Raw genomic sequence first — 24,275 nt, 5'->3', positions numbered from 1 at the left:
GCCGCGAGCGTCAGGCGGCCTTCGCCTTGGTGGCGTACATGTCGACGTACTCCTGGCCGGAGAGCCGCATGACCTCGGCCATCACCGAGTCCGTCACCGCACGCAGCACGTACCGGTCGCGGTCCATGCCCTCGTAGCGGGAGAACTCCATCGGCTTGCCGAAGCGGACGGTCACCCGGCCCGGGCGCGGCATGCCGGCGCCGCCGGGCTGCAGCTTGTCCGTGCCGATCATCGCGAACGGCACCACGGGGGCGCCGGTCATCAGGGTGAGGCGGGCGATGCCGGTGCGGCCCCGGTAGAGCCGGCCGTCGGGGGAGCGGGTGCCCTCGGGGTAGATGCCGAAGATCTTGCCCTCTTCGAGGATCCTGCGGCCGGTCATCAGGGCCGCCACGCCGCCGTTGGCGCCGTCCCGGTCGACGGGGATCATCCCGGCGCCGGTGAAGAACCACGCCATGAGCCGGCCCTTGACGCCCTTGCCGGTCACGTACTCGTCCTTGCCGATGAAGTGGACCGTGCGGTCGCACACCAGGGGCAGGATCATGGAGTCGATGAAGGTGAGGTGGTTGCCCGCCAGAATCACCGGTCCGGAGCCGGGGATGTTCTCGACGCCCTCCACGCGGGTGCGGAACATCGTGCGCATGACCGGTCCGACAGTGGCTTTGATGAGCTTCGTACGGAACAACGTGGGCCCTCCGGCATCGAAAAGAGGCTCGCGCCCCCACCGCTCGGCGGTGGGGGCAGGTGAGGACGATACTCGCGGGTCAGCTCCGAGCGCACATCGGGTTCACGTGTCGGATACGCATTGTTGACGCGTGTTTTCGCCATGTTCCCCGGATGTGCCTCCGAGGCACCCCCTGCGGCCACCCCCTCTGTCTACCATCGGCACGCCGATCGCGGGCCGCGGGATGCCGTGACGCCACAGGTCCCGGGACCGCCGGCCCCTTTCATGACGAGGAGTGGCACTCATGACACAGGGTGGGGCAGCGCGGCGCACGGTCCTGGGGGCGGCGGTCCTGGCGGCGGGGGCGGGGATCACCCCTCTCGCGGCGGGACCGGCCTCCGCGTCCGCCGTGGGCGGCGGGCACGGCGCCAAGGGCTACCGGGGCCTGCCGTACCCGGCGGTCATCGGCCACCGCGGCGCCAGCGGCTACCGGCCCGAGCACACGCTCGGCTCCTACCAGCTGGCCCTCGACCTCGGGGCGGACATCGTGGAGCAGGACCTGGTCCCGACCCGCGACGGCCACCTGGTGTGCCGCCACGAGAACGAGATCGGCGGGACCACCGACGTCGCAGACCACCCCGAGTTCGCCTCCCGGCGCACCACCAAGTCCGTCGACGGGGTTTCGGTCACCGGGTGGTTCACCGAGGACTTCACCCTCGCCGAGCTGAAGACCCTGCGCGCCAAGGAGCGCATCCCCGCCCTCCGCCAGCGCAACACGCTCTACGACGGCCAGTGGGCCGTCCCCACCTTCGAAGAGGTGCTCCGCTGGGCCGACCGCGAGGGCCGGCGGCGCGGCGAGCCGGTCTGGCTGCACGTCGAGACCAAGCACCCCAGCTATTTCCGTGGCCTGGGCCTCGGCCTGGAGGAGCCCCTCGCCCGACTGCTGCGTCGGTACGGGCGCGACGGCCGGAACGCCGCCGTCTTCCTCCAGTCCTTCGAGCCCTCCAGCATCCAGCGGCTGTCCCGGCTGGTCTCCGCACCCCGCGTGGTACTGCTCTCCGGTGCGGGTACCCGCCCCTGGGACTTCGAACGGGCGGGGGACCCGCGCACGGTCGCCGACCTGGTCAAGCCCGAGGGCCTCCGGTGGATCGCCGGGTTCGCCCAGGGCATCGGCCCCACCATGGACCTGATCCTCCCGCGCGACGCGGCCGGCCGCCTCGGCGCTCCGACCACCCTGGTCAGGGACGCCCACGCCCGGGGGCTGCTGCTGCACCCCTACACCGCGCGCAACGAGAACAGCTTCCTGCCGACCGAGTACCGCAGGGGTACGGATCCGGCCGCCTACGGCGATGCCCTCGGGGTCTTCCGCACCTACTTCGAGCAGGGCATCGACGGCATTTTCACCGACAACCCGGACACCGGGCTGCTCGCTGCCGAGGCCTTCCGGCCGGGCCGGCGCCCCGTCAACGGCTGAGCGCCGCTTCCCGAACGAGTGGGCCTCGCCCGGCAGGGAAACCGCCGGGCAGGTCCCGCTCGTCCCGCTCGGCATGGACCTGCTGAAGGACCCCGACCTCGTGACCGGGCTGGGCCCGCTGCTCTCCGCGGAGGCTGCGGCCGAGGCCCCGGCCGCCGGAGTGGACGCGGCCGACCTCGAACAAGCCGTCTGGGTCAGGCTGCTGGAGAGCGGCCGCCGCGCGCCCGATCCCGAAGACCCCGCCGAACCGGCCCGCTGGCTGCGCCGGGCGGTACGGGCGGAGGCCAGGCTGGCCCGCCGCCGGGCCAGCCGCGAGATCCCCTACGGCCACCGCAGCCACTCCGCGGACGACGGCCCGCAGCCCCGTGCCGCCAGTGGGAGCGCACCCGAAGACGCCCTGCTGCACGGCGAGGAGAACCGCGTCCTGCGGTCGGCCGTCGCCCGGTTGCCCGGACGCTGTCCCGAGCTGATGAGGGCACTTCTTTCGCCCAGGGACCTCACATACCGTGAAATCGCAGGAGAGTTGGGTATCTCACAAGGAAGTTTAGGGCCCGTGCGTTCCCGTTGCCTGGGATGTCTGCGCAGAATGCTCGCGGCAGAGGTTGCGGCTCCTGGCCTTCGGGGAAGGGAGCGGTAGACCAACGGGCTACCAGGTGAGCTGGAGGCATGCGCACATGGGCATGAGCGTGACCATTTCGGCGGCGGTCGCCGAGGACGCCGAGCAGATCTTCAAACTGCAGTACCTGGCTTTCCAGCGCGAGGCAGAGCTGTACGGCAACTACCTCATCCAGCCGCTCACCCAGTCCCTGGACTCCCTGAAGGGGGAGCTCGCGAAGGACACCGTCCTCGTGGCCCGGCTCGGCGACGAGGTCGTCGGCACCGTGCGCGGCAGTGTGGACGAGGAGGGCACCGCGAAGATCGCCAAACTCTGCGTCCACCCGCGCCTGCAGGGCCACGGGCTCGGCGCGCGCCTGCTGCGCGCTGTGGAGGAGGCCCTCGCGAGCCCCGGCACCGCGACCCGCTTCCGCCTGCACACCGGTCACAAGAGCGAGTCCAACCTGCGCCTCTACCGCAAGGCCGGCTATGTGAAGGTCGGCGGGCGCACGGCGTCCGACGGCGTGCAGTTGGTGATCCTGGAGAAGGACGCCAAGGCCCCCACCGACTTCGCGGTCAGCGCCTGACCCGGCGTCAGCGCCTGCGCAGCCACAGCATCCCGGTGATCGGCAGGATCACCGGGATGAACAGATAGCCCATGCCGAACTGCGACCAGACGGTGGTGTCGGGGAAGGACTCCGGGCGCACCAGGGTCCAGGTGCCCACGGCCAGTACGCCCGCCAACTCCGCGGCGCAGCAGGCCAGTGCAGCCCGGCGCGCCGTCTCGCCGCCGCGCACGAGCGAGTAGGTGATGAAGGCGTACGCCAGCGCCGCCACCGCGGACAGCGAGTAGGCCAGCGGCGCCCGGTCGAACTCGGTGGAGATCTGGAAGGCCGACCGGGAGACCGCGCCCACCACCATCACCCCGTAGAGCCACACCAGCAGCAGCCCGGGTCCGGAGACCAGCCGCTTGCGCCCGGCGGGGGCGGCGGTCGTCGTGTCAGCGTCAGGCACCGGTGGTTCCCCAGATGTCGTAGAGCCGTACTTCGAGGACGGCGAGGACGACCGCGCCCGCGGCCACCGTCACCGATCCCCACTTGGTCCGCTCGGTCAGGGAGAGCAGCCCGGCGGCCGGTACCGCGGCGAAGGCGCCGAGCAGGTAGGCCACGAAGATCACCGAGCCCTCGTCGGGCCTCTCGCCCCGGCCCAGCTGGACCAGGCCGATCACCAGCTGGGCCAGGACCAGTACGGTCACGACGGCCATGCCGATGAAGTGCCAGTCCTTGGTCGGCTGGTCCCGCAGCGCGGCGAAACCGCACCAGGCGGCGAGGGCGAGTGCGGCCACGCCGATGGCGACCGTCAGGGCGTCGAGCATGCAGCGAGGGTATTACGGGCCGGAGAGCCCCGGGCGCGCGCCCCTTCTCCCGCGGCGGTCCCACGTGGCCGCCGCTCCCGGGCGCCGTCCCCCGCGTCGTCGGCCGGACCGTGGTCTTGACCACAGAGGTGCCCGCCGCCCGACCCCGGCAGGTGGTCGGGGGGTCGGCCCGGGACGCCGTGTCGGCGCAGGTCGGCGGCATGATCGGCCGGGTGGGGCGGGTGGCTGCGTTCGGCCGATGGTGTCCGGTATGCGGCCGAAAAATGTCCGGTATCCGGACAGTTTTGATCGGTGAGGGGTCAGGTCTGCTTTACTGGGCCCATGACCACGACGAGCAGCCGCACCCTTGCGACCGAGGCGACCATGACGCCCGGTGCTCGCTGTATGTGTCGAATGCGCGCCTTCTGAGGGCCCCTTCCTGAGCCTCGCGCCCCGAAGCGAGACCGGCAGCGCCAGTGCGTCCCCACCGGATGGACCACCCGGCCTGCTCATGCCCCGCGCACACGTCGACGCCATCGATTTCTGACGGTTCGTCCCGTATCGCGTCCCCAGATGTTTGCCCCGTGCCCGGCAGCCCGCTGCGCCGTGCACTCGACAGCGACGGAATTCCTGTGATCACCACATCGGGCCTCACGAAGGTCTACCAGTCCCGTGGCCGCGAGGTCACCGCCCTGGACGGCGTCGACCTCCACGTCCGCGAGGGCGAGGTATACGGAGTCATCGGCCAGAGCGGCGCGGGCAAGTCCTCCCTGATCCGCTGCGTGAACCTGCTGGAGCGCCCCACCACCGGCACCGTGCACGTCGACGGGGTCGACCTCACGGCGCTCGCCGGCCGCGGCCGACGGGCCGGCAGGGAACTCCGCGAGGCCCGCAGCCGCATCGGCATGGTCTTCCAGCACTTCAACCTGCTGTCCTCGCGCACCGTCCAGGCCAACATCGAGCTGCCCCTGGAGATCCTCGGCGTCTCCGGCCGCGAGCGCTCCCGCAAGGCCCTCGAACTCCTCGACCTGGTCGGCCTCGGCGATAAGGCCAAGGCCTACCCCGCCCAGCTCTCCGGCGGCCAGAAGCAGCGCGTCGGCATCGCCCGCGCCCTGGCCGGCGACCCCAAGGTGCTGCTCTCCGACGAGGCCACCAGCGCCCTTGATCCCGAGACCACCCGCTCCATCCTGAAGCTGCTGCGCGACCTCAACCAGCAGCTCGGCCTCACCGTACTGCTCATCACGCACGAGATGGACGTCGTCAAGACCGTCTGCGACTCGGCCGCGCTGATGAAGAAGGGCCGCATCGTCGAGTCCGGCACGGTCGCCGAGCTGCTCGCCACCCCCGGCTCCGAGCTCGCCGACGAGCTCTTCCCGGTCACCGGCGCGGCCACCGGCCCCGACCGCACGGTCGTGGACGTCACCTTCCACGGCGAGGCCGCCGCCCAGCCGGTCATCTCGCAGCTCTCGCGCACGTACAACATCGACATCTCGATCCTCGGCGCCGCGATGGACACCGTCGCCGGCCGGCTGATCGGCCGCATGCGCATCGAACTGCCCGGCCGCTACGAGGACAACGTCGTGCCCGTCGGCTTCCTGCGCGAGCAGGGCCTCCAGGTCGACGTCGTCGACGACATCGACATCGACATCGAACTGGCCGAACTGGTCAAGGACGGTGCCCAGTGACCTGGTCCGAGATGCAGCCCCTGCTCACCCAGGGCACCTACGACACCCTCTACATGGTCCTGTGGTCCACCCTGGTCACCGTGGTCGGCGGACTGCCCATCGGCATCCTGCTCGTCCTGACCGACAAGGGCGGCCTGCTGCAGAACCAGCCGCTCAACAAGGTCCTCGGCGTGATCGTGAACATCGGCCGCTCGCTGCCGTTCATCATCCTGCTGATCTTCCTGATCCCGGTCACCACCGCCGTCGTCGGCACCTTCATCGGCCCCACCGCCATGATCGTCCCGCTCGCCGTCGGTGCGATCCCCTTCTTCGCCCGGCTCGTCGAGACCTCCGTCCGCGAGGTGGACCACGGCCTCGTCGAAGCCGTCGAGTCCATGGGCGGCGGCATCCCCACCCTGGTCGGCAAGGTGCTCCTGCCGCAGGCCCTGCCCTCCCTGGTCGCCGGCGTCACCACCACCGTCATCACCCTCGTCGGCTACTCCGCCATGGCGGGCGCCGTCGGCGGTGAAGGACTCGGCTCCAAGGCCATCACGTATGGCTTCCAACGCTTCGAGACCGGCTTCATGGTCGCCACGGTCGTGGTCCTCGTCGCCCTCGTCACCGTGGTCCAGCTGATCGGCGACGGCGCCGTCCGCCTCCTGGCCCGCCGCGGCCGGACGGCCTGACCGCCACACCACGGGCCGCGACCCCCACTGATTTCCCCACAGAGCCCGCACTTGTCGTGCTTGGGCCACCACCAGCAAGTCCTCGGTACTTGTTCAGCAAGAAAGGCACTCTTCGTGCGTAAGAACACCAAGCTCACCGCCCTCGCCGCCACCGCCACCGCGCTGACCCTCGGCCTCACCGCCTGCGGCAGCTCCTCGGACCCGTCCTCCGCCAAGGCCGACGGCGGCACGGCGGACGAGAGCAAGCCGCTTGTCATCGCGGCCTCCCCCAGCCCCCACGCGGACATCCTCAACTTCGTCAAGGACAAGCTCGCGGCGAAGGAAGGCCTCACGCTGGAGGTCAAGGAGTTCACCGACTACGTCCTGCCCAACACCGCCACCGAGCAGGGCCAGGTCGACGGCAACTACTTCCAGCACAAGCCGTACCTCGACGACTTCAACAAGAAGAACGGCACCCACGTCGTCCCCGTCGTGAACGTGCACCTGGAACCCCTCGGCCTCTACTCCAAGAAGGTCAAGGCGCTCTCCGACATCAAGGCCGGCCAGACCATCGCCGTGCCCAACGACACCACCAACGAAGGGCGCGCGCTCCAGCTGCTGGCCGCGAACAACCTGATCACCCTCAAGGAGGAGGTCGGCACCAGCGCCAAGCTGTCCGACATCACCGACAAGAAGGGCCTGGAGTTCAAGGAGCTGGAGGCCGCCACGGTCCCGCGCGCCCTGGGCGACGTCGATGCCGCGGTCATCAACGGCAACTACGCCCTCGAGGCCGACCTGGCACCCGCCAAGGACGCACTCGTCCTGGAGAAGGCCGAGGGCAACCCGTACGCCAACTTCCTCGCGGTCAAGGACGGCAACCAGGGCGACCCGCGGATCCAGAAGCTCGCCAAGCTCCTGAACTCCGACGACGTCAAGAAGTTCATCGAGGAGAGGTACCAGGGCTCGGTCGTCCCGGCCTTCGGCACCCCCGCCTCCTGACCCCGCCGACCGACCCGGTCGGGCCCGGACGGTCATGCATCTCGGCCCCGCACGCCCCTGTCGGCGCGCGGGGCCGAGTCCTGCCCGCTGCCGGAGCCGAGTCCTGCCCGCTCCCGGGCAACCCGGCCCTGCACATACCCCGTTCGATGCTGCATGCTGTGGCCTACGACCGTGGATCAGGTCCGGCACCGACCAACGGCCCCACACCACGGTCGCATCGCACCACGGTCGCACCACGTTCTCAGGCATGGAGCTGCGCATGACTACCACCTTCCCGGACGTCACCATCAGCACGGAACGGCTGGTGCTGCGCCCGTTCGAGGAGGAGGACGTCACCGCGCTCGCCGAGATGATGAACGACGAGAACACCACCGCCTGGACCTCCGCGCCGCACCCCTACACCCAGGCCGACGCGCACGCGTGGGCCACCCGCGACTCCCACACCGAACGCGCCGAGGGCCGCGGCATCGTCTTCGCCGTCACCGAGTTCCTCACCCAGCGCCTCGTGGGCATCGTCCACCTCCGCAACACCAACTGGCGCACCCGCGCCACCGAGGTGGGGTACATCACCGCGCCCTGGGCCCGCGGCGAGGGCTACGCCAGCGAGTCGGTCCTGGCCGTCGCACGATGGCTGTTCCGCGAGCAGGGGTTCGAGCGCCTCGAACTGCGCACCGCCGCCGACAACACCGCCTCCCAGCAGGTCGCCCAGAAGATCGGCTGCATCAGCGAGGGGGTCCTGCGCAACGCCTGGACCGTGCGCACGCAGACGGCAGACGGCGGCTGGGTCGACACCCGCACCGACCTCATCGTGTGGAGCCTCCTGCCCGAGGACCTCGACGAGGACGACGACTTCGACGGGTACGACGGGTACGAGAGCTACGACACCTACGGCGGCCACGGCGCACACCCGGGCCACACGGTCCCCGGACAGCGGTCCGACGCGATCGGCCGGCCGGTCGGCGCCGACCGGAAGTGAACCGGTGACCGGGTAGTCTCACCGTGCCCGCCCCTCCCCCCACACCAGGAGACAGACGACGATGGCCGACCGGGTCACGGTGATCGGCTGGGACGGATCCCCCCTGACCTCGGCCGCCCGGTCCGCGCTGTCCGCCGCAACCCTCGTGGCCGGAGCCGCCCACCACCTCGCGCTCCCCGAAGTCCCGCCCACCGCCGAGCGCATCCGCCTCGGCAGCCTGGGCCTGGCCGCCCGCCGCATCGCAGGCCACCGCGGCACCGCGGTGGTCCTCGCCGACGGTGACCCGGGCTTCTTCGGCGTCGTACGCACCCTGCGCGCCCCGGAGCACGGCCTGGAGGTCGAGGTCGTCCCCGCCGTCTCCTCCGTCGCGGCCGCCTTCGCCCGCGCCGGCATGCCCTGGGACGACGCCCAGGTCGTTGTCGCCCACCCCCGCACCCTGCGGCGGGCCGTCAACGTCTGTCGCGCCCACCCCAAGGTGGCCGTCCTCACCTCGCCCGGTGCCGGGCCCGCCGAACTCGCCCTGCTCCTCGACGGAGTCCACCGCACCTTCGTCATCTGCGAGGAACTCGGCACGGACCGCGAGCAGGTGAGCGTCCTGACCTCCGACAAGGCCGCCGACCACAGCTGGCGCGACCCCAACGTCGTCATCGTCATCGGCGGCGCGGTACAGGCATCGGCCGGTGACCCGGCGTGGCTCCTCGGCCAAGGCCCCGCCCACTCCGGCGAACGCGGCTGGGCCCGCCCACAGGCTGGCGCGGGGGAGGGGGAGTCGGCCCTGCTGCACGCGGCGCAACTCGCCCGGCTCGGCCCGCGCACCGGCGACCTGGTCTGGGACATCGGCACCGGATCAGGCGGTGTGGCCGTGGACGCCGCCGCCCTCGGCGCCGCCGTCATCGCCGTCGACGCCGACCCCGCAGCCCGCGAGCGGGTGACCGCCGCGGCCCGCAACCGCGGAGTGCAACTGCAGTTCGTTGCCGGGCGGGCACCGCACGTCCTGGAGAACCTGCCCGAACCCGACGTCGTCCGGGTCGGCGGCGGAGGCGCCGAGGTCGTCGCGGCCGTCGCCGACCGGCGCCCCGAACGGATCGTCAGCCACGCCTCCACCCGCGACGACGCGGAGGCCATCGGCCGGACCCTCGCCGAACACGGTTACGAGGTCGAGTGCGCCCTCCTCCAGGCCGTTGGCCTGGACCCCCGCACGTGGGTCGAACAGGACCGTTCCGTGGTGTTCCTCCTGGCAGCTCAGCGCCCCGTGACCCGCTGAGACGGGGGCCGGGGTAGGCTGGCCGATCGTCGTACCGCGCCGACGTTTCGGGCATCGCGCCATGGCTCGGACACGCGACGTGGCGCAGTCCACAGAGGACCGTGGTGGTTATGGCCGCCACGATCGCGAACGGGCGCGACAATGCTTACTGGTTGTCGTGCAGGTGCGCGTGGGACGGACTCGTCGCACCCGCGACACCGCACGGCAGCTCCGCTCGGAGGCCTCGTGGGCGACCGGGTGATCGAAGAGGCAACACCGATGGGCGAGGGGTAAGCATGACTGACACCGGCCAGGTCCCGGGCGAGGGTCTCCCGGACAACACGGGCATGGTGGATCAGCAGGGCATCCCCGCGCCGGTCCAGATCCCGGCACCGATGCCCGGGTACGCCTTCCAGGACCTCATGGACAACCCGGCCGAGCCGGAAGACGAGGAACTGCTGCTCATGCCGAGCGGCCAGGGCTCCTGGAGCGACCCGCAGGTCGTCCCGCAGGCCCCGGCCTTCCCGGTGGATCCCCAGCTCGGCGAGCCGCCGATGTACACCGACGCGTCCTACGGCTCCGTGCCCGCCTACCCCGGTGCCCCGGCGGCGTACCCGGAACCGGTCGCGTACACCGAGTTCCCCCAGCCGGGCTTCCCCGACGGCTCCTACAGCGCCGGCGCCCACGAGACGGGCGGCCGGGATTCCGGTGCGCTCGACCTCGGCGGTCTCGTCGTCCCGCCGCCCGCGGCTCCGGAGGCCTCCGCGGCCTCCGTCCGGCGCCCGCTGCACATGGGCCCGCCGGTGCCCGACGCGACCGGCGGAGTCGTACGCTCCCTCGCGGACCGCGGCCCGGCCACCGCGCCCGCCCAGCCCGCCCCGCTCGCCTCCGCGGTCGCCGCTGCCGTGCCCGCCACCCCGCTCCACCAGGCCGGCCCCCCGACCGTCGGGCCCGAGTACCTGGACGTCCCGCGTGCGGAGGCCGCCCAGGAGCCGGCCCCGCAGCTCGGCGAGGTCCCGCCGCAGGCCGGGGCGCCGTGGACGGCGGAGCCGGTCCCCGCGCCGGCGCAGGCCGAGGCCGCCCGGGCCCCCGAGCCGGCCGAGGCCCCCGCGCCCGTACCGACCACCGTGGAGCCCGAGCCGGAGCCGACGGCCGTGGCGGCACAGCCGGCGGCTCAGCCGGCGCAGCCCGAGGACGGTCCGGCCGAGGCGATCGCCGTGCCGGCGGAGCCTCCCGCGCCCGTGGCCGCGGCGGCTCCTGCAACCGCTCCCGAGGAGGTCGTGCCCGAGCCGGTCGCCGTTCCGGCGGAGGCCGAGCCGGTTGCGTCCGTCGAGGCCGTCGTCGTCGAGCCGGTCCCGCCGGTGCCGGCCGAGGCCGTGGCTCCCGTGGCTCCCGTGGCTCCCGTGGCTCCCGAGCCGGTGGCCGCGGAGCCGTCGGTCGAGGCCGTCGCCGCCGCGGAGCCCGCCGAGCAGGTCATGCCCGAGCAGGTCGTGGCCGAGGCGGTCGCCGCCGCGGAGCCCGCCGAGCAGGTCGTGCCCGAGCCGGTCGCCGTTCCGGCGGAGGCCGAGCCGGTTGCGTCCGTCGAGGCCGTCGTCGAGCCGGTCCCGCCGGTGCCGGCCGAGGCCGTGGCTCCCATGGCTCCCGAGCCGGTGGCCGCGGAGCCGGTGGCCGAGGCCGTCGCCGCTACGGAGCCCGCCGAGCCCGTCGTGCCGGTCGTGTCCGAGCCCGTCGTGTCCGCGCCGGCCGAGGCCGTCGCCGCAGAGTCGGAACCCGGCGCCCTGGCCGGGGCGCCCGTCACGGCCGAGCCCGTCGCCGGTGACCCGGCCCCCGGCTACGACGACGCCGAGCGCGAGGCCGTCCTGCGCGTCATGCGCGAGCGCCGTGACATCCGCAAGGGCTTCCGGACCGACCCGATCCCGCACGAGGTGCTGCTCCGCGTCCTGGAGGCGGCCCACACCGCGCCCAGCGTCGGCCACTCCCAGCCCTGGGATTTCGTCGTCATCCGCTCGGCCGAGACCCGCCGGACGATGCACGAGCTCGCCCAGCGCCAGCGCGAGGCATATGCGAAGTCGCTGCCCAAGGGCCGGGCGAAGCAGTTCAAGGAACTCAAGATCGAGGCCATCCTCGACACCCCGGTGAACATCGTCGTCACCGCCGACCCCACCCGTGGCGGCCGCCACACCCTCGGCCGGCACACCCAGCCGCAGATGGCCCCGTACTCCTCGGCCCTCGCCGTCGAGAACCTCTGGCTCGCCGCGCGCGCCGAGGGCCTCGGCGTCGGCTGGGTCAGCTTCTTCGACGAGCGCGAGATGGTGCGCGAGCTCGGCCTGCCGGAGCACCTGGAGGTCGTCGCGTACCTGTGCGTCGGCTACGTCGACGAGTTCCCGGAGGAGCCCGAGCTGGCCCAGGCCGGCTGGTCGCAGCGGCGCCCGCTCTCCTGGGTGGTGCACGAGGAGACCTACGGCCGCCGCGCCCTGCCCGGAGAGGAGCCGCACGACCTCCTCTCCGAGACGGTCGCCAGCATCCGCCCGCTCGACGCCAAGGCGCTCGGCGAGGCATGGGAGCGGCAGAAGCGCATGACCAAGCCCGCCGGGGCCCTCGGCATGCTGGAGATCATCTCCGCTCAGCTCGCGGGTCTGTCCCGGGTCTGCCCGCCGCCGATCCCGGAGCCGGCGGCGGTCGCGATCTTCGCCGGGGACCATGGCGTCCACGCCCAGGGCGTGACCCCCTGGCCGCAGGAGGTCACCACCCAGATGGTCGCCAACTTCCTGGGCGGCGGAGCGGTCTGCAACGCCTTCGCCAACCAGGTCGGCGCCGAGGTCTGCGTGGTCGACGTCGGTGTCGCCCGGGACCTCCCGGCCACCCCCGGCCTGCTGCCGCGCAAGGTCCGCCCCGGCACGGCAGACCTCTCCACCGGCCCCGCGATGACCCGCGAGGAGGCCGTCGCCGCCATCGAGGTGGGCATCGAGACGGCCCGGGACCTGGTCGCGGCCGGGAACAAGGCGCTCCTGACGGGCGAGATGGGCATCGCGAACACCACCGTCTCCGCCGCCCTCATCTCGGTCTTCACGGGCGTCGACCCGTCCGAGGTCACCGGCCGCGGAACGGGCATCAACGACGAGACCCACGCCCGCAAGGTCGACGTCGTCCGCCGTGCCCTCGAACTCCACCAGCCGGATCCGGCGGACCCGATCGGCGTCCTCGCGGCGATCGGCGGCCTGGAGCACGCGGCCATCGTCGGTCTCCTGCTGGGCGGCGCGTCCCTGCGCACACCGGTGCTCCTGGACGGCGTCAGCGCCGGCGCCGCCGCCCTGGTGGCCCGCGCCATTGCGCCTGAGTCCCTGTCCGCCTGCATCGCGGGCCACCGCAGCGCCGAGCCGGGCCACGTGGCGGCCCTGAACAAGCTGGGCCTGCGGCCGCTGGTCGACCTGGACCTGCGCCTGGGCGAGGGCACGGGCGCCCTGCTGGCCCTCCCGCTGGTCCAGAGTGCGGCCCGCGCGATGCACGAGGTCGCCACCTTCGACTCGGCGGGCGTCACCGAGAAGTAGGGCCCGGCCCAGCCCCCGGAGCGGGCCTGTTCCACGGAGTGCCGTGAGGCGGCGCCCCTCCGGGATGCCCCGCAGGCCCCGGCCGGGCGGGCCCCGCCGGCACGGCGCCGGCCCGGTCCGGCCCCCGGCCCGCACCCCGCGGAGACCACCGGAGGGGCGCCGCCCCGCCGCGAAGCCCTCGCGGCCCCGGCCGGACCGCCGCGCGCACGACCGGACCTTCCGGCGCCCGAGGCGCTGGGCCGGGGCGGAGCCCCGGGAGGGGCGCAGCCCCGTCCGCGCTGTGGGACGGCCCGCGCCGTATGGTGGACCCGCACCAGGAACCCGCACGTCAGTACCTCGCCAGTACCCTCGCCGCTCCAGAGCCGCAGCGGCACGACAGAACGACCGCCGCATCAGGAGCCGCACCGCCATGGCCGACACCCCCGCCTACCCCGTAGGACTCCGCCTCGCCGGCCGCCGCGTCGTCGTCATCGGCGGTGGCCAGGTCGCCCAGCGGCGACTCCCCGCGCTGGTCGCGGCCGGCGCCGACGTCCTGCTCGTCTCGCCCTCCGCCACCCCCTCGGTGGACGCGATGGCCGCGACCGGCGAGATCCGCTGGGAACGCCGCCGCTACCAGGACGGCGACCTCGCCGGGGCCTGGTACGCCTTGATCGCCACGCAGCACCGCGAGGTCAACGAGCGGGCCTCCGCCGAGGCCGAGCGTGAGCGCGTCTGGTGCGTGCGTGCCGACGACGCCGCGGCGGCCACCGCGTGGACCCCGGCCACCGGCCGCATCGAGGGCGTCACGGTCGCCGTGCTGACGGGCAACGATCCGCGCCGCTCCGCCGCCGTCCGCGACGCCGTGGTGGAGGGCCTCCGCGACGGCAGCCTCGCCGCCCCGGGACACCGCCACAAGTCCACCCCCGGCGTCGCCCTCGTCGGTGGCGGCCCCGGCGACCCCGACCTGATCACGGTGCGCGGCCGCCGCCTCCTCGCCGAGGCGGACGTGGTCATCGCCGACCGGCTCGGCCCCCGCGACCTGCTGGACGAGCTCCCTCCGCACGTCGAGGTCATCGACGCCGCGAAGATCCCGTACGGCCGGTACATGGCCCAGGAGGCCATCAACAACGCGCTGATCGAGCACGCCAGGGCGGGCAAGGCCGTGGTCCGGCTCAAGGGCGGCGACCCGTACGTCTTCGGCCGCGGCATGGAGGAGCTCCAGGCCCTCGCCGAGGCCGGCATCGCCTGCACCGTGGTCCCTGGCATCTCCAGTTCCATCTCGGTCCCCGGCGCCGCCGGCATCCCGGTCACCCACCGCGGGGTCGCCCACGAGTTCACCGTGGTCAGCGGTCACGTCGGCCCCGACGACCCGCGTTCCCTCGTGGACTGGGCCTCCCTCGCCAAGCTCACCGGCACCCTCGTGATCCTCATGGGCGTCGACAAGATCGGACTGATCGCCGAGGCGCTCGTGCGCCACGGCCGCCCCGCGGACACCCCGGTCGCGGTCGTCCAGGAGGGCACCACGGCCACCCAGCGCCGCGTGGACGCCACCCTGGCCACGGTCGGTGCGACGGTCCGCGCCGAGGAGGTCCGTCCGCCCGCGGTCATCGTCATCGGCGAGGTCGTCCGCGTCGGAACCCCGGACGTTCCCACCACCAGCGCCTGACAGGCCGTTGGCACCGCACCCAGGACAAGGCAGTATCACCCTGTGGCTGATCTCATCACCATCACCGACCCCGACGACCCCCGGCTGCGCGACTACACGGGCCTGACCGACGTCGAACTCCGGCGCAGGCGCGAGCCGGCGGAAGGCCTCTTCATCGCCGAGGGCGAGAAGGTCATCAGACGGGCCAAGGACGCCGGTTACGAGATGCGCTCGATGCTGCTGTCCGCCAAGTGGGTCGACGTCATGCGCGACGTCGTCGACGAGATCCCGGCACCGGTCTACGCCGTCAGCCCCGATCTGGCCGAGCGCGTCACGGGCTACCACGTGCACCGCGGGGCCCTCGCCTCCATGCAGCGCAAGCCGCTGCCGGCGGCCGAGGAACTCCTCGCCACCACCCGCCGCGTGGTCGTCATGGAGGCGGTCAACGACCACACCAACATCGGGGCCATCTTCCGCAGCGCCGCCGCCCTCGGAATGGACGCGGTGCTGCTGTCCCCCGACTGCGCGGATCCGCTCTACCGGCGCTCGGTCAAGGTCTCCATGGGCGCGGTGTTCTCCGTCCCCTACGCCCGCTTGGAGGCCTGGCCCAAGAGCCTGGACTCGGTGCGCGAGGCCGGCTTCAAGCTGCTCGCGCTGACCCCGCACGAGAAGGCGACGCCCATCGACGTGGCCGCCCCGCAGTCCCTGGAGCGGGTCGCGCTGATGCTGGGCGCCGAGGGCGACGGCCTGTCCACGCGGGCGCTGGTCGCGGCCGACGAGTGGGTGCGCATCCCGATGGCCCACGGCGTGGACTCGTTGAACGTGGGCGCGGCCGCGGCGGTCGCCTTCTACGCGGTGGCCCAGGACCGATAGCGCCCGGCGGCGTTACAGCTTCTGGGCGGCCGCGATGCCCAGCGCCACGATCAGCGTCACCACGATGAACACGATCAGGCGCTGGCGCATCAGCCTCGGGTCCGGCCGTGCGGGGCGTCGCCCCGCGCCCGTCGTCCTGGGCGCCGGGCGGCCGCCCGTGCGCCCCGCCGTCGGCCGGGAGGACGGACCGCCGGAACCGCGCGGGTTGCGCGAGGAGGAGGGCCGCGAGTGCGGGCCGCCCGACGAGCCGCCCTGCGCCCTGGGCGCGCCGCCGCCGGTACGGCGCTCCGTACGCCGTTCCGCGTGCTCCAGGGCGCCTTCGGGCAGCCGTCCCGTGGGCCGGTCGGTCCGTGCCCGCTGCGCCGGCGGACGGCCGTCCGACAGCCCCTGCGCCTCGCGGGCCGCGATCTCCTTGAGCCGCATCGACAGCTGGAGCGTGCTGGGCCGCTCCTCGGGGTCCTTGGCCAGGCAGGCCCGTACGAGGGGCGCCAGGGCGTCCGGGACGCCCTGCAGGTGCGGCTCCTCGTGCACGACGCGGTACAGCATGACCTCGGAACTGCCGTGCCCGAAGGGCGAGTCGGCGGTGGCCGCGTAGGCGAGGGTGGCGCCGAGCGCGAAGACGTCCGTGGCCGGGGTGACGGCGGCGCCGCGTACCTGCTCGGGCGCGAGGAAGCCGGGAGAGCCCACGGCCGTGCCCACATGGGTGAGCGTGCTCGCACCGGTGGCCCAGGCGATCCCGAAGTCGATGATCCTGGGGCCCTTGGGGGACAGGAGGATGTTCGACGGTTTGAGGTCCCGGTGGACGACTCCCGCCTCGTGGACGGCGACCAGTCCCTCGGAGAGCGCGGCGCCCACGGCGGCGATCTGTGCGGCCGTCAGGGGACCCTCCTCGGCCACCTTGTCGTGCAGCGAGGGACCGGGCACGTACTGGGTGGCGAACCACGGCCGCTCGGCCTCCAGGTCCGCGGCGACCAGGCGCGCCGTGCATCCGCCCCGGATGCGCCGGGCGGCGGACACCTCGCGGGCGAACCGCGAGCGGAACTCCTGGTCCTCGGCCAGATCCGGCCGGATGACCTTGAGGGCGACGCGCTGTCCGCGCCGGTCCGATCCCAGGTAGACCACGCCCATGCCGCCGGCCCCGAGCCGCCGGTGCAGTCTGAACGAGCCGACGACACGCGGGTCCTCGCGCCGGAGCCGCATCATCGCCATGTCCACCCCGCTGACCGGTCGTCCTGTTGACGTGCCACAGCTTACGGACCATCCGGCATGCGTGCTCAGAGGCCGCGCCCTCGTCGGGAGATTCGATCGTCAGTGCGGCGCAGCACTCTTGAGAGAGCATCAGGGATCCGGCCCGCCGGTCCGGCCGCGATCGGCGCCTGGCCCAAACGGCCCATCGGGCAAGGGGATTGACGCTTCGGAGCAGGTCGGAGCGCACCGGGGCGTGCGCCGGCGCCGTGGTGACCCGAGCCGATCCCGCCCATGCCCCATCGACGGACACGCATGCGCAGGGAGTGACGAAAGTGAGGGAAGTCACTACCCTCCGGTCATCCCTTCCGGGATGACCCCGACGCGGGGAGGAAGCTCTCCACCCAGGGGAGTACACCGCGCGGTCGCCCTCATCCTCCTGGAGGCCCGGCAATGGGTACGAGGGCATGAGGCCGGCGGCCGTCCGCCCGCCTAGTGTTGAGGTCAAGCGGCGGGTGATGCACTCGTCCCCCGAGGTCAAGAACCCGCCGCTGTCAGACGACAGGGGAGAGGGCCATGGCGGACACCGCACGGCAGGGACGCAAGGCATTCGCGTTCAACGGCCATGAGTCCGGCACTCGCCACCCGCTGGTGGCCGCGGCCATGGTGCTCCCCCTGGCCGCCCTGCTGCTCTTCCTCTTCGGAGGGTTCGACCAGCTGGCGGCACAGGCGTCGTCCGTGGGCATGATGCCGGGGCGCTGAGCGGCGCCCCGGGCCCGGGAGAGCGGTCCGGGCCGGGACATCGGGCCTGCTGTACCCCGTGGGGACGGGGGCGCGGCGGACGGCAGGTGAAGGGTGCTGCCCGCACGGCTGGGGAGTCGTGCGGGCAGCACCCTTTTCGGCGTCCGCACCGGAGTTCCGCACCCGTGTGGACGAACGCGAAAGCCCCGGCCGTGGAGGGCCGGGGCTTTTCGGTGGTGCGCGATACTGGGATTGAACCAGTGACCTCTTCCGTGTCAGGGAAGCGCTCTCCCGCTGAGCTAATCGCGCGGGACCGCGGTGCAAAGCCGCAGGTGATGCCTGTACTGCGTGCGCGATACTGGGATTGAACCAGTGACCTCTTCCGTGTCAGGGAAGCGCTCTCCCGCTGAGCTAATCGCGCGGGGATCCTTGCGGATCAGTGGACGATACTGGGATTGAACCAGTGACCTCTTCCGTGTCAGGGAAGCGCTCTCCCGCTGAGCTAATCGTCCTTGGAGGTGGAGACGGGATTTGAACCCGTGTAGACGGCTTTGCAGGCCGTTGCCTCGCCTCTCGGCCACTCCACCATGGAGCTGCAGGGGTTCTCGGGAAGATCCCCCACTTCGAGCGGACGACGAGACTCGAACTCGCGACATCCACCTTGGCAAGGTGGTGCTCTACCAACTGAGCTACGTCCGCAGGTCACCGTGTTCGCTCCGGGGTTTTCCCCTTCGCTCCCTGGCGACGTGTTGAACTCTAGCGGATTCCCGGGCCAGCTCAAAAACGCGTTTCCGCAGCGTGCTGCCGCGCGATCACCACAGGTCACCCAGTCGTCACCGCACCGGCGCCCTCGCGTCACCGGTCATAGACTCGCAGCCGTGCACGACCTGCCCCCCATGGCCCGCTTCGGCGGCCTCCTCGCGACCGACCTGCGGGATGTCACCAGTGATCCCGCCGCCCTCGACTCCACCGGCTTCTGGGCCGTGGCCGCCGACTTCGAAGGGCGCCTCGTCTGTGCGCGTTTCGGGGACGTCCGGCCCGACCCTGTCCCCGCGCCCGTGCCGGGCGCCTGGCACGGCCCCGAGGCCGACCGGTGGACCTCCTCCCTCGACCGGGCCGCGTACGTCGCCGGAGTGCGCCGCATCCGCGAGCACATCGCGGCCGGTGAGGTCTACCAGGCCAACCTCTGCCGCGTGATGTCCGCGCCGCTGCCGCGTGTGGACCGGGCCGATGTCGACGCCCTCACCGCGCTCCTCGCGCGCGGCAATCCCGCACCCTTCGCAGGAACGATTCGTCTCGCCGCTCACGGCGTGGAGATCGCCACCGCCTCGCCCGAGCTGTACCTGCGCCGCGAGGGCCGCCGCGTGGAGTCCGGACCCATCAAGGGCACCGGCCGCACCGCCGGCGACCTCCTCCCCAAGGACCACGCCGAGAACGTGATGATCGTGGACCTCGTGCGCAACGACCTGGGCCGGGTCTGCGCCACGGGGTCGGTGTCCGTCCCCGAGCTGTGCGCCGTCGAGGAGCACCCCGGCCTCGTGCACCTCGTCTCCACGGTGAGCGGCGAACTGGCCGACGGCGCCGGCTGGCCCGAACTGCTCGCCGCCACCTTCCCGCCCGGATCCGTCACGGGCGCGCCCAAGTCCTCCGCCCTGCGGATCATCGAGGCCCTGGAGACCGCCCCGCGCGGCCCCTACTGCGGAGGCATCGGATGGGTCGACGCGGACCGCGGCACCGGCGAGCTCGCCGTCGGCATCCGTACCTTCTGGATAGACCGGGCGGCCCCCGGCGGCCCCCGCCTGCTCTTCGGCACGGGGGCCGGCATCACCTGGGGCTCCGACCCCGACCGCGAGTGGGCGGAGACCGAGCTCAAAGCGGCCCGCCTGCTGCGGGTCGCGGCGGGACGGGAGACCGGCGGCAGCGCCCAAGGAGCGAACGGCACCACCGGAAGGACAGCACCATGAGAATCTGGCTCGACGGAGCCCTGCGGGACGCCGACAGCGCGACGGTGTCCGTCCTCGACCACGGGCTCACCGTGGGAGACGGCGTCTTCGAGACGCTCAAGACGCAGCGCGGCCGGGCGTTCGCGCTCACCCGCCACCTGGAACGGCTGACCCGCTCCGCCCGGGGCCTCGGCCTCCCCGACCCCGACCTCGACGAGGTGCGCCGCGCCTGCGCCGCGGTCCTGGAGGCCGACCCCGTCGAACACGGGCGGCTGCGCCTCACCTACACCGCCGGCGTCGCCCCGCTCGGCTCCGACCGCGGCGCCGCCGGGCCCACCCTGATCGCCGCCGTCGCTCCCTCCCCCCGCCGCCCGGACACCACCGCCGTCGTCACGGTCCCCTGGGTCCGCAACGAGCGTTCCGCCGTGGCCGGCCTGAAGACCACCTCGTACGCGGAGAACGTGGTCGCGCTCGCCGCCGCGCACCAGGCGGGCGCCTCCGAGGCGCTTCTGGCCAACACCGTCGGCAGGCTCTGCGAGGGCACCGGCTCCAACGTGTTCGTCGTGCTCGACGGGGAACTGCACACCCCGCCCCTGGAATCAGGCTGCCTCGCCGGAATCACCCGTGCCCTCATCGTCGACTGGGCCGGCGCCAAGGAGACGGACCTGCCCTTCGACGTCCTCGAACGCGCCGAGGAGGTCTTCGTGACCTCCTCGCTGCGCGACGCCCAGGCGGTGGTCCGCCTCGACGGCCGGGAACTGGGCACCGGGCCCGGACCGGTCACGGCCGAGGTCATGCGGATCTTCGAGGTGAAGGCCGGAGCCGACCTCGATCCGTGAACACCGGTGACGCGGAGCCGCAGGGCAGGTAGAACTCGAAGTGATGACCACCACCCTGCGGCCCGCGCAGCCGCTTCAGCGAAACAGCGACGGCACCCGACGGCGGGCCTACGAGGTCCGGGTCAACAGCCGTCGGGTCGGCACGCTCGAACTGGCCACCCGATCCGCCGCCCAGCCCACCGTCGGCGTGATCCGGGGGCTGTGGATCGACGAGGGCGACCGGCGGCGCGGCCGCGGCACGGTGGCCGCGCTCGCCGCCGAGGAGGTACTGCGCTCCTGGCGCTGCACTTCGATCGCGGTGTCGGTGCCCGCTGACGCCGGGCCGGCGCTGCGGATGGCCGCGGCCCTCGGCTATCGGGAGACCGGCCGCGTCATGGCCAAGGAACTGCCGCAGCAGCCGCCGGACCTTCCGCCGGGGGCCGTCGGCCGTCCGATGAATCGGGCGGAGTTCGACGCCTGGCTGGAGCCGGGCATCGTCGAGTACGGCCGCAGGCTCACCGCCCCGGGCATGACCGAGGAGCAGGGCGTGGCCGCCTCCCGCGCCGAACACGCCAGGATGCTGCCCGACGGCTCCGACACCCCGGGGACGGCTTTCCTCCTGCTGGAGACTCCGGCGGGGGAGCCGCTGGGCACCGTGTGGGTGGGGGAGTGCGAACTACCGGGCCTGGGCACCGTCCCGTACGTGTACGACGTCAAGGTCGCGCCGGAACACCGCGGGCAGGGCCACGGGCGGACCCTCATGCTGCTCGCCGAGCGGACCGTGCTGGCCGCCGGGGACAGCCGGCTGGGCCTCCATGTGGTCGAGGGCAACACCCCGGCCCGGCGGCTCTACGCGTCGCTCGGGTACCGGGACATCGCGGTGAACGCCTCCAAGGCGCTGATCTAGGGTGCGTGGCGTGACGTGGCGAAGGGAACGCCCTCCGCCCGAAGCCAGCCGGGCCTCGCCACGACGTTCCGGTGCCCCGCCGGGCAACCGTCGCCCCGGAGGGATGTCGGGGGCACGTCCCGGTAGACCCGCCCGGTGCTCCTTCGGCCGCCCCTGATCCGTCGGACAGGGATCCCGGCGCACTCCACCTAGGCCGCGAGGACGCGGTCGGCGATCTCCTCGATGCGGGCGCGCAGGCCCTCCTGGCTCTTGCCGCCGTCGAGGCGCTCGCCGTCGATCACGTACGTCGGGGTGCCGGTCACCCCGATCGCCTTGCCCTCGGCCTGGTCGGCGTCGACGATCAGGATGTGCCGGCCGTCGATCAGGGCGGTGTCGAACTCCTCGACGTCGAGGCCCAGGCCGCGGGCCACGTCCAGCAGCACCGGCTCGCCCCGCTCGGCCAGCTCCGCGGTGCGGGCGAGCAGGGCCTCGGCGTAGGGCCAGCCCTGCCCCTGCTCTGCGGCCTCCTCGGCCGCCTGCGCGGCGGCGAACGCGTGCTTGTGCTTCTCCAGGGGGAAGTGGCGCAGCCTGATGTCCAGCCGGTCGCCGTAGCGGGCGCGCAGGGCGCGGACGTCGTCAAGGGCGCGGTGGCAGTCCGGGCACTGCAGTTCGCACCAGACGTCGAGGATCACGGAATCGGTCATGCGGACAGTCTCCCAGCCCCCGCCCGCCCCACGTACCCGGACCTGCACCGGGAGCTGCGCCGGGCCCCGGACCGGCACCTGGGGAGGAGAACCGACCCCGAGATCCCCCGGAGATCCTCATGGGGGAGTCCGCGTGCCTGGCCCCCGCACCGACGGGCGGTGCACGATGGACGGACGGGGATAGACCGCCCTGCCGCCGAGAGTCCGGAGGACCGCATGCTTGCCGAGACCATTTGCTCCGCGGTGTCCGCAGCGGGCCTGGGCATCGCCGCGGTGACCGCCTACCGCAGGCGGTTCCTGGCCGCCGCGCGGATCGCCGCGTACGCGTTGGTGCCGGTCGGCCTGGTGATGACGGGTGTCGTGGAATGGCTGACCGGCATCGTCTTCAACCCGACCGTCTGGATCGGCTTCGGGCTGCTGGGGCTGGCCTGGCTGATCCTCTTCACCACCCGCGCCGTCGAGCGGCGCGGCCTGGACGGCTCCGGGAAGCCCGCCCGGAAGAAGGCCAAGGCGGGCGCGTCCCCGGAGGCCGTCGCCCCGGCCGCCTCCAAGCCCTCCTTGAGCGCCGGCGGCCCCACCTCCCGCCGCGACCAGCCGGCCGCCGCCCCCGCGGACGACTTCTCCGACATCGAGGCCATCCTGAAGAAGCACGGCATCTGACCACCCCGTCCGCGGGGGGAAGCACGTCGGGCGGGTGAGCGGGGCGAGATCGCGACACGTCCACAAGATCGAGCGAACTACCCCGTCCGCATTGGCGTGTTGAGGCGTGCCGTGCGGCCCGCTGGGTCATCATCGGCGCGACATGATCGAGACATCGCAAAGTGATTCCGCGGTGCCCGTCGGGGTGCCCGACCCTGTGGCGGACGAGCCCCGAGGCTGCCTGTTCGCACTCTCCCAGCCGCCGCTGATGATCTTCCTAGCGGTGATCGGGATCCTGCTGCTGCTCGCCGCCGTGCACGATCTCTTCCTGCTCTGACAGCACCGCGTCCGCCTCCTTGCGGCGGGCCCGGTAGGCGGCCACGTGCAGTCGGTTCCCGCAGGTCCGGCTGTCGCAGTAGCGCCGCGAGCGGTTCCGCGAGAGGTCCACGAAGGCGCGCCGGCAGTCGGGGGCCTCGCAGCGGCGCAGCCGCTCCTGCTCGCCGGAGACCACGATGAAGGCGAGTGCCATGCCGCCGTCGGCCGCCAGGTGGTCGCCCACCGACGCGCCCGGGGCGAAGTAGTGCACGTGCCAGTCGTAGCCGTCGTGGTCGGTCAGCTGCGGGGTGGTGCCCGCGGTCGCCACGAGCTCGTTGATCAGCACGGACGCGGCGCGCGCGGTCGGCGCCGCGAAGACCTGGGCGAACTTCGAGCGCACGGTCCGGACACCGGCCAGGTCGCGGGCGCCGAGCTCGCCGACGTCACTGATCGCGTACTCCTGGACGAAGCCGCGCAGCGCACCGACGTCCGAGAGCCCGTCGGGCTGGTCCGGTTCGGCCGCGGTGTTCACCAGCGCGACGACGACGTCGAGCGCGCGACGGGTGTCGTGTGGGATCTGCACGGGTGTCTCCCTGGGGGCCGGCCTGCGGCGACGGACGCGCCGCCGATGCCGCCCGACAATAGCCGGTCCCCGCACAGCGCACAGGCGCCGTCCTCGCGGGTGGCTTCCGCGGGAACAGCGCCGGCGCACGCGTATGTGGTTGTCCGCTCCGCACCGTCGCCCCGAGTCGGACGGTGCCGAGCGGCCGTGAGACTGGCTCAGCTTTCGGCCAGGATGTGGGAGAGCTCCTTGTCGAGGTCGAAGTGCCGGTGCTCGGTCCCGGGCGGAACCGCGGCGTCCGTCCGCTTGAGGAACGACTCCAGGGCTCGTGCGGGTGCTTCGAGAAGTGCTTCTCCCTCCGGTGAGCTCAGGGCGATGCAGACGACGCCCTGACCGTGACTGCGGGAGGGCCAGACGCGGACGTCGCCGGTACCGGTGGGTCGGTGGAGACCCTCTGCGAGGAGGTCGCGGGCGAATACCCATTCGACCGTCTCCTCGGCGCCGGTGTGGAAGGTGGCGTGCACGGCGTAGGGGTCGGCCGTGTCATACCGCAGGCCCGCGGGAACAGGCAGTGAGGACTCGCTCGACACAACGAGGCGCAGGTGCAGCTCGCAGCTGACCGTGGTGTTCATAAGCGCCAGGGCCTTTCGCTCAGTGTGCGCTCGGGGATTCGCACGTCGGCGAAATCGACATGCCACCTACGGTGTCGTTGTAAACCCCTCTGACCGTTTTGCGGACCTCTGGGTCCCTCGGACGGCGGATCCAAACCGCCGTTCCCGTGTGCTTCGCGCTCGGGTAGATTCGACC

At 72.7% G+C, this 24,275-nt stretch carries 23 protein-coding genes and 5 tRNA genes; 16 read left to right on the top strand and 12 right to left on the bottom strand.

All coding sequences use genetic code 11. The features are described 5' to 3' along the window. Positions 1-10: 10 nt before the first annotated feature. A complete protein-coding gene (locus R4Z63_RS05870; protein WP_037926483.1) occupies positions 11-640 on the bottom strand; it encodes a lysophospholipid acyltransferase family protein in 630 nt (209 codons plus the stop codon). A gap of 325 nt (positions 641-965) precedes the next feature. On the opposite strand from R4Z63_RS05870, the gene R4Z63_RS05865 reads away from it, so the two are divergent. From R4Z63_RS05865 to R4Z63_RS05855, 3 genes are all read left to right on the top strand, one after another. Continuing rightward, a complete protein-coding gene (locus R4Z63_RS05865; protein WP_491522518.1) occupies positions 966-2,135 on the top strand; it encodes a glycerophosphodiester phosphodiesterase in 1,170 nt (389 codons plus the stop codon). A gap of 73 nt (positions 2,136-2,208) precedes the next feature. Continuing rightward, on the top strand, positions 2,209-2,772 hold the full coding sequence (locus R4Z63_RS05860; protein ID WP_078556861.1) for an RNA polymerase sigma factor: 564 nt from the start codon (positions 2,209-2,211) through the stop codon (positions 2,770-2,772). A 37-nt stretch (positions 2,773-2,809) separates the two neighbouring features. After that, a complete protein-coding gene (locus tag R4Z63_RS05855) occupies positions 2,810-3,316 on the top strand; it encodes a GNAT family N-acetyltransferase (protein WP_037925960.1) in 507 nt (168 codons plus the stop codon). A 7-nt stretch (positions 3,317-3,323) separates the two neighbouring features. Here the strand turns inward: R4Z63_RS05855 and R4Z63_RS05850 are convergent, their stop codons facing one another. Both R4Z63_RS05850 and R4Z63_RS05845 read right to left on the bottom strand, forming a co-directional pair. After that, entirely contained in the window at positions 3,324-3,743 is a 420-nt protein-coding gene (locus R4Z63_RS05850) for a hypothetical protein (protein ID WP_037925963.1), read from the bottom strand. Further along, positions 3,736-4,104: a hypothetical protein gene (locus tag R4Z63_RS05845; protein ID WP_384451779.1), complete on the bottom strand. Its 369-nt coding sequence runs from the start codon at positions 4,102-4,104 to the stop codon at positions 3,736-3,738. Before R4Z63_RS05845 ends, R4Z63_RS05850 begins: the two co-directional genes overlap by 8 nt. A gap of 611 nt (positions 4,105-4,715) precedes the next feature. On the opposite strand from R4Z63_RS05845, the gene R4Z63_RS05840 reads away from it, so the two are divergent. From R4Z63_RS05840 to R4Z63_RS05805, 8 genes are all read left to right on the top strand, one after another. Further along, a complete protein-coding gene (locus tag R4Z63_RS05840) occupies positions 4,716-5,768 on the top strand; it encodes a methionine ABC transporter ATP-binding protein (RefSeq protein WP_384451776.1) in 1,053 nt (350 codons plus the stop codon). Continuing rightward, positions 5,765-6,433 (top strand): methionine ABC transporter permease, encoded by a 669-nt coding sequence (locus R4Z63_RS05835; protein ID WP_037925969.1) that lies wholly within the window; start codon positions 5,765-5,767, stop codon positions 6,431-6,433. The genes R4Z63_RS05840 and R4Z63_RS05835 overlap by 4 nt, the downstream gene beginning before the upstream one ends. Positions 6,434-6,547: 114 nt before the next feature. Further along, positions 6,548-7,411: a MetQ/NlpA family ABC transporter substrate-binding protein gene (locus R4Z63_RS05830; RefSeq protein WP_384451772.1), complete on the top strand. Its 864-nt coding sequence runs from the start codon at positions 6,548-6,550 to the stop codon at positions 7,409-7,411. A 259-nt stretch (positions 7,412-7,670) separates the two neighbouring features. Then, a complete protein-coding gene (locus tag R4Z63_RS05825) occupies positions 7,671-8,387 on the top strand; it encodes a GNAT family N-acetyltransferase (RefSeq protein ID WP_384451769.1) in 717 nt (238 codons plus the stop codon). A 61-nt stretch (positions 8,388-8,448) separates the two neighbouring features. Further along, positions 8,449-9,651, top strand: coding sequence for a precorrin-6y C5,15-methyltransferase (decarboxylating) subunit CbiE (gene cbiE, locus R4Z63_RS05820; RefSeq protein WP_384451767.1), 1,203 nt, complete (start codon positions 8,449-8,451; stop codon positions 9,649-9,651). Between the two features lie 275 nt (positions 9,652-9,926). Further along, positions 9,927-13,178 carry a nicotinate-nucleotide--dimethylbenzimidazole phosphoribosyltransferase gene (gene cobT / locus R4Z63_RS05815; protein WP_384451764.1) on the top strand — a complete coding sequence of 1,084 codons (3,252 nt, stop codon included), beginning with the start codon at positions 9,927-9,929 and terminating at the stop codon, positions 13,176-13,178. 409 nt (positions 13,179-13,587) lie between these two features. Continuing rightward, positions 13,588-14,823, top strand: coding sequence for a uroporphyrinogen-III C-methyltransferase (gene cobA / locus R4Z63_RS05810; protein WP_384451762.1), 1,236 nt, complete (start codon positions 13,588-13,590; stop codon positions 14,821-14,823). A gap of 42 nt (positions 14,824-14,865) precedes the next feature. Further along, positions 14,866-15,675, top strand: coding sequence for a TrmH family RNA methyltransferase (locus tag R4Z63_RS05805; RefSeq protein ID WP_384451760.1), 810 nt, complete (start codon positions 14,866-14,868; stop codon positions 15,673-15,675). A gap of 12 nt (positions 15,676-15,687) precedes the next feature. Here R4Z63_RS05805 and R4Z63_RS05800 read toward each other — a convergent pair whose 3' ends face one another. Further along, positions 15,688-16,890 (bottom strand): serine/threonine-protein kinase, encoded by a 1,203-nt coding sequence (locus R4Z63_RS05800; RefSeq protein ID WP_078556863.1) that lies wholly within the window; start codon positions 16,888-16,890, stop codon positions 15,688-15,690. Positions 16,891-17,436: 546 nt separating this feature from the next. Here R4Z63_RS05800 and R4Z63_RS05795 point away from each other — a divergent pair. After that, entirely contained in the window at positions 17,437-17,622 is a 186-nt protein-coding gene (locus R4Z63_RS05795; RefSeq protein ID WP_037925987.1) for a hypothetical protein, read from the top strand. Between the two features lie 213 nt (positions 17,623-17,835). Here R4Z63_RS05795 and R4Z63_RS05790 read toward each other — a convergent pair. The 5 genes from R4Z63_RS05790 to R4Z63_RS05770 form a co-directional block, all read right to left on the bottom strand. After that, a tRNA-Val gene (locus R4Z63_RS05790) sits at positions 17,836-17,910 on the bottom strand. 40 nt (positions 17,911-17,950) lie between these two features. Beyond that, a tRNA-Val gene (locus R4Z63_RS05785) sits at positions 17,951-18,022 on the bottom strand. Positions 18,023-18,041: 19 nt separating this feature from the next. Further along, positions 18,042-18,113 (bottom strand) — tRNA-Val (locus R4Z63_RS05780). A gap of 1 nt (position 18,114) precedes the next feature. Next, positions 18,115-18,188, bottom strand: a tRNA-Cys gene (locus R4Z63_RS05775). Between the two features lie 39 nt (positions 18,189-18,227). Further along, a tRNA-Gly gene (locus R4Z63_RS05770) sits at positions 18,228-18,300 on the bottom strand. 179 nt (positions 18,301-18,479) lie between these two features. Between R4Z63_RS05770 and R4Z63_RS05765 the strand changes: the two genes are divergently transcribed. Genes R4Z63_RS05765 through R4Z63_RS05755 form a run of 3 tightly spaced genes read left to right on the top strand, consistent with a single transcriptional unit; the run spans position 18,480 to position 21,269 of the window. After that, positions 18,480-19,565, top strand: coding sequence for a chorismate-binding protein (locus tag R4Z63_RS05765; protein ID WP_384451756.1), 1,086 nt, complete (start codon positions 18,480-18,482; stop codon positions 19,563-19,565). Beyond that, complete coding sequence (locus R4Z63_RS05760; protein WP_037925999.1) at positions 19,562-20,383, top strand: aminotransferase class IV; 822 nt, start codon at positions 19,562-19,564, stop codon at positions 20,381-20,383. Before R4Z63_RS05765 ends, R4Z63_RS05760 begins: the two co-directional genes overlap by 4 nt. 43 nt (positions 20,384-20,426) lie before the next feature. Next, a complete protein-coding gene (locus tag R4Z63_RS05755; RefSeq protein ID WP_037926002.1) occupies positions 20,427-21,269 on the top strand; it encodes a GNAT family N-acetyltransferase in 843 nt (280 codons plus the stop codon). A 188-nt stretch (positions 21,270-21,457) separates the two neighbouring features. On the opposite strand, the gene R4Z63_RS05750 is transcribed toward R4Z63_RS05755, so the two are convergent. Next, entirely contained in the window at positions 21,458-21,952 is a 495-nt protein-coding gene (locus R4Z63_RS05750) for a DsbA family protein (RefSeq protein ID WP_037926005.1), read from the bottom strand. A 216-nt stretch (positions 21,953-22,168) separates the two neighbouring features. On the opposite strand from R4Z63_RS05750, the gene R4Z63_RS05745 reads away from it, so the two are divergent. Then, positions 22,169-22,612 carry a hypothetical protein gene (locus R4Z63_RS05745; RefSeq protein WP_037926007.1) on the top strand — a complete coding sequence of 148 codons (444 nt, stop codon included), beginning with the start codon at positions 22,169-22,171 and terminating at the stop codon, positions 22,610-22,612. Positions 22,613-22,868: 256 nt separating this feature from the next. On the opposite strand, the gene R4Z63_RS05740 is transcribed toward R4Z63_RS05745, so the two are convergent. Both R4Z63_RS05740 and R4Z63_RS05735 read right to left on the bottom strand, forming a co-directional pair. Continuing rightward, positions 22,869-23,489 carry a CGNR zinc finger domain-containing protein gene (locus tag R4Z63_RS05740; protein WP_384451751.1) on the bottom strand — a complete coding sequence of 207 codons (621 nt, stop codon included), beginning with the start codon at positions 23,487-23,489 and terminating at the stop codon, positions 22,869-22,871. 197 nt (positions 23,490-23,686) lie between these two features. Next, positions 23,687-24,100: an SsgA family sporulation/cell division regulator gene (locus R4Z63_RS05735; RefSeq protein ID WP_030011909.1), complete on the bottom strand. Its 414-nt coding sequence runs from the start codon at positions 24,098-24,100 to the stop codon at positions 23,687-23,689. Positions 24,101-24,275 lie beyond the last annotated feature (175 nt).

Source organism: Streptomyces sp. PL-29 (assembly GCF_058344425.1).
Note: the sequence above shows the minus strand (reverse complement) of the source record. Positions and strands in the feature narration are given on the sequence as shown.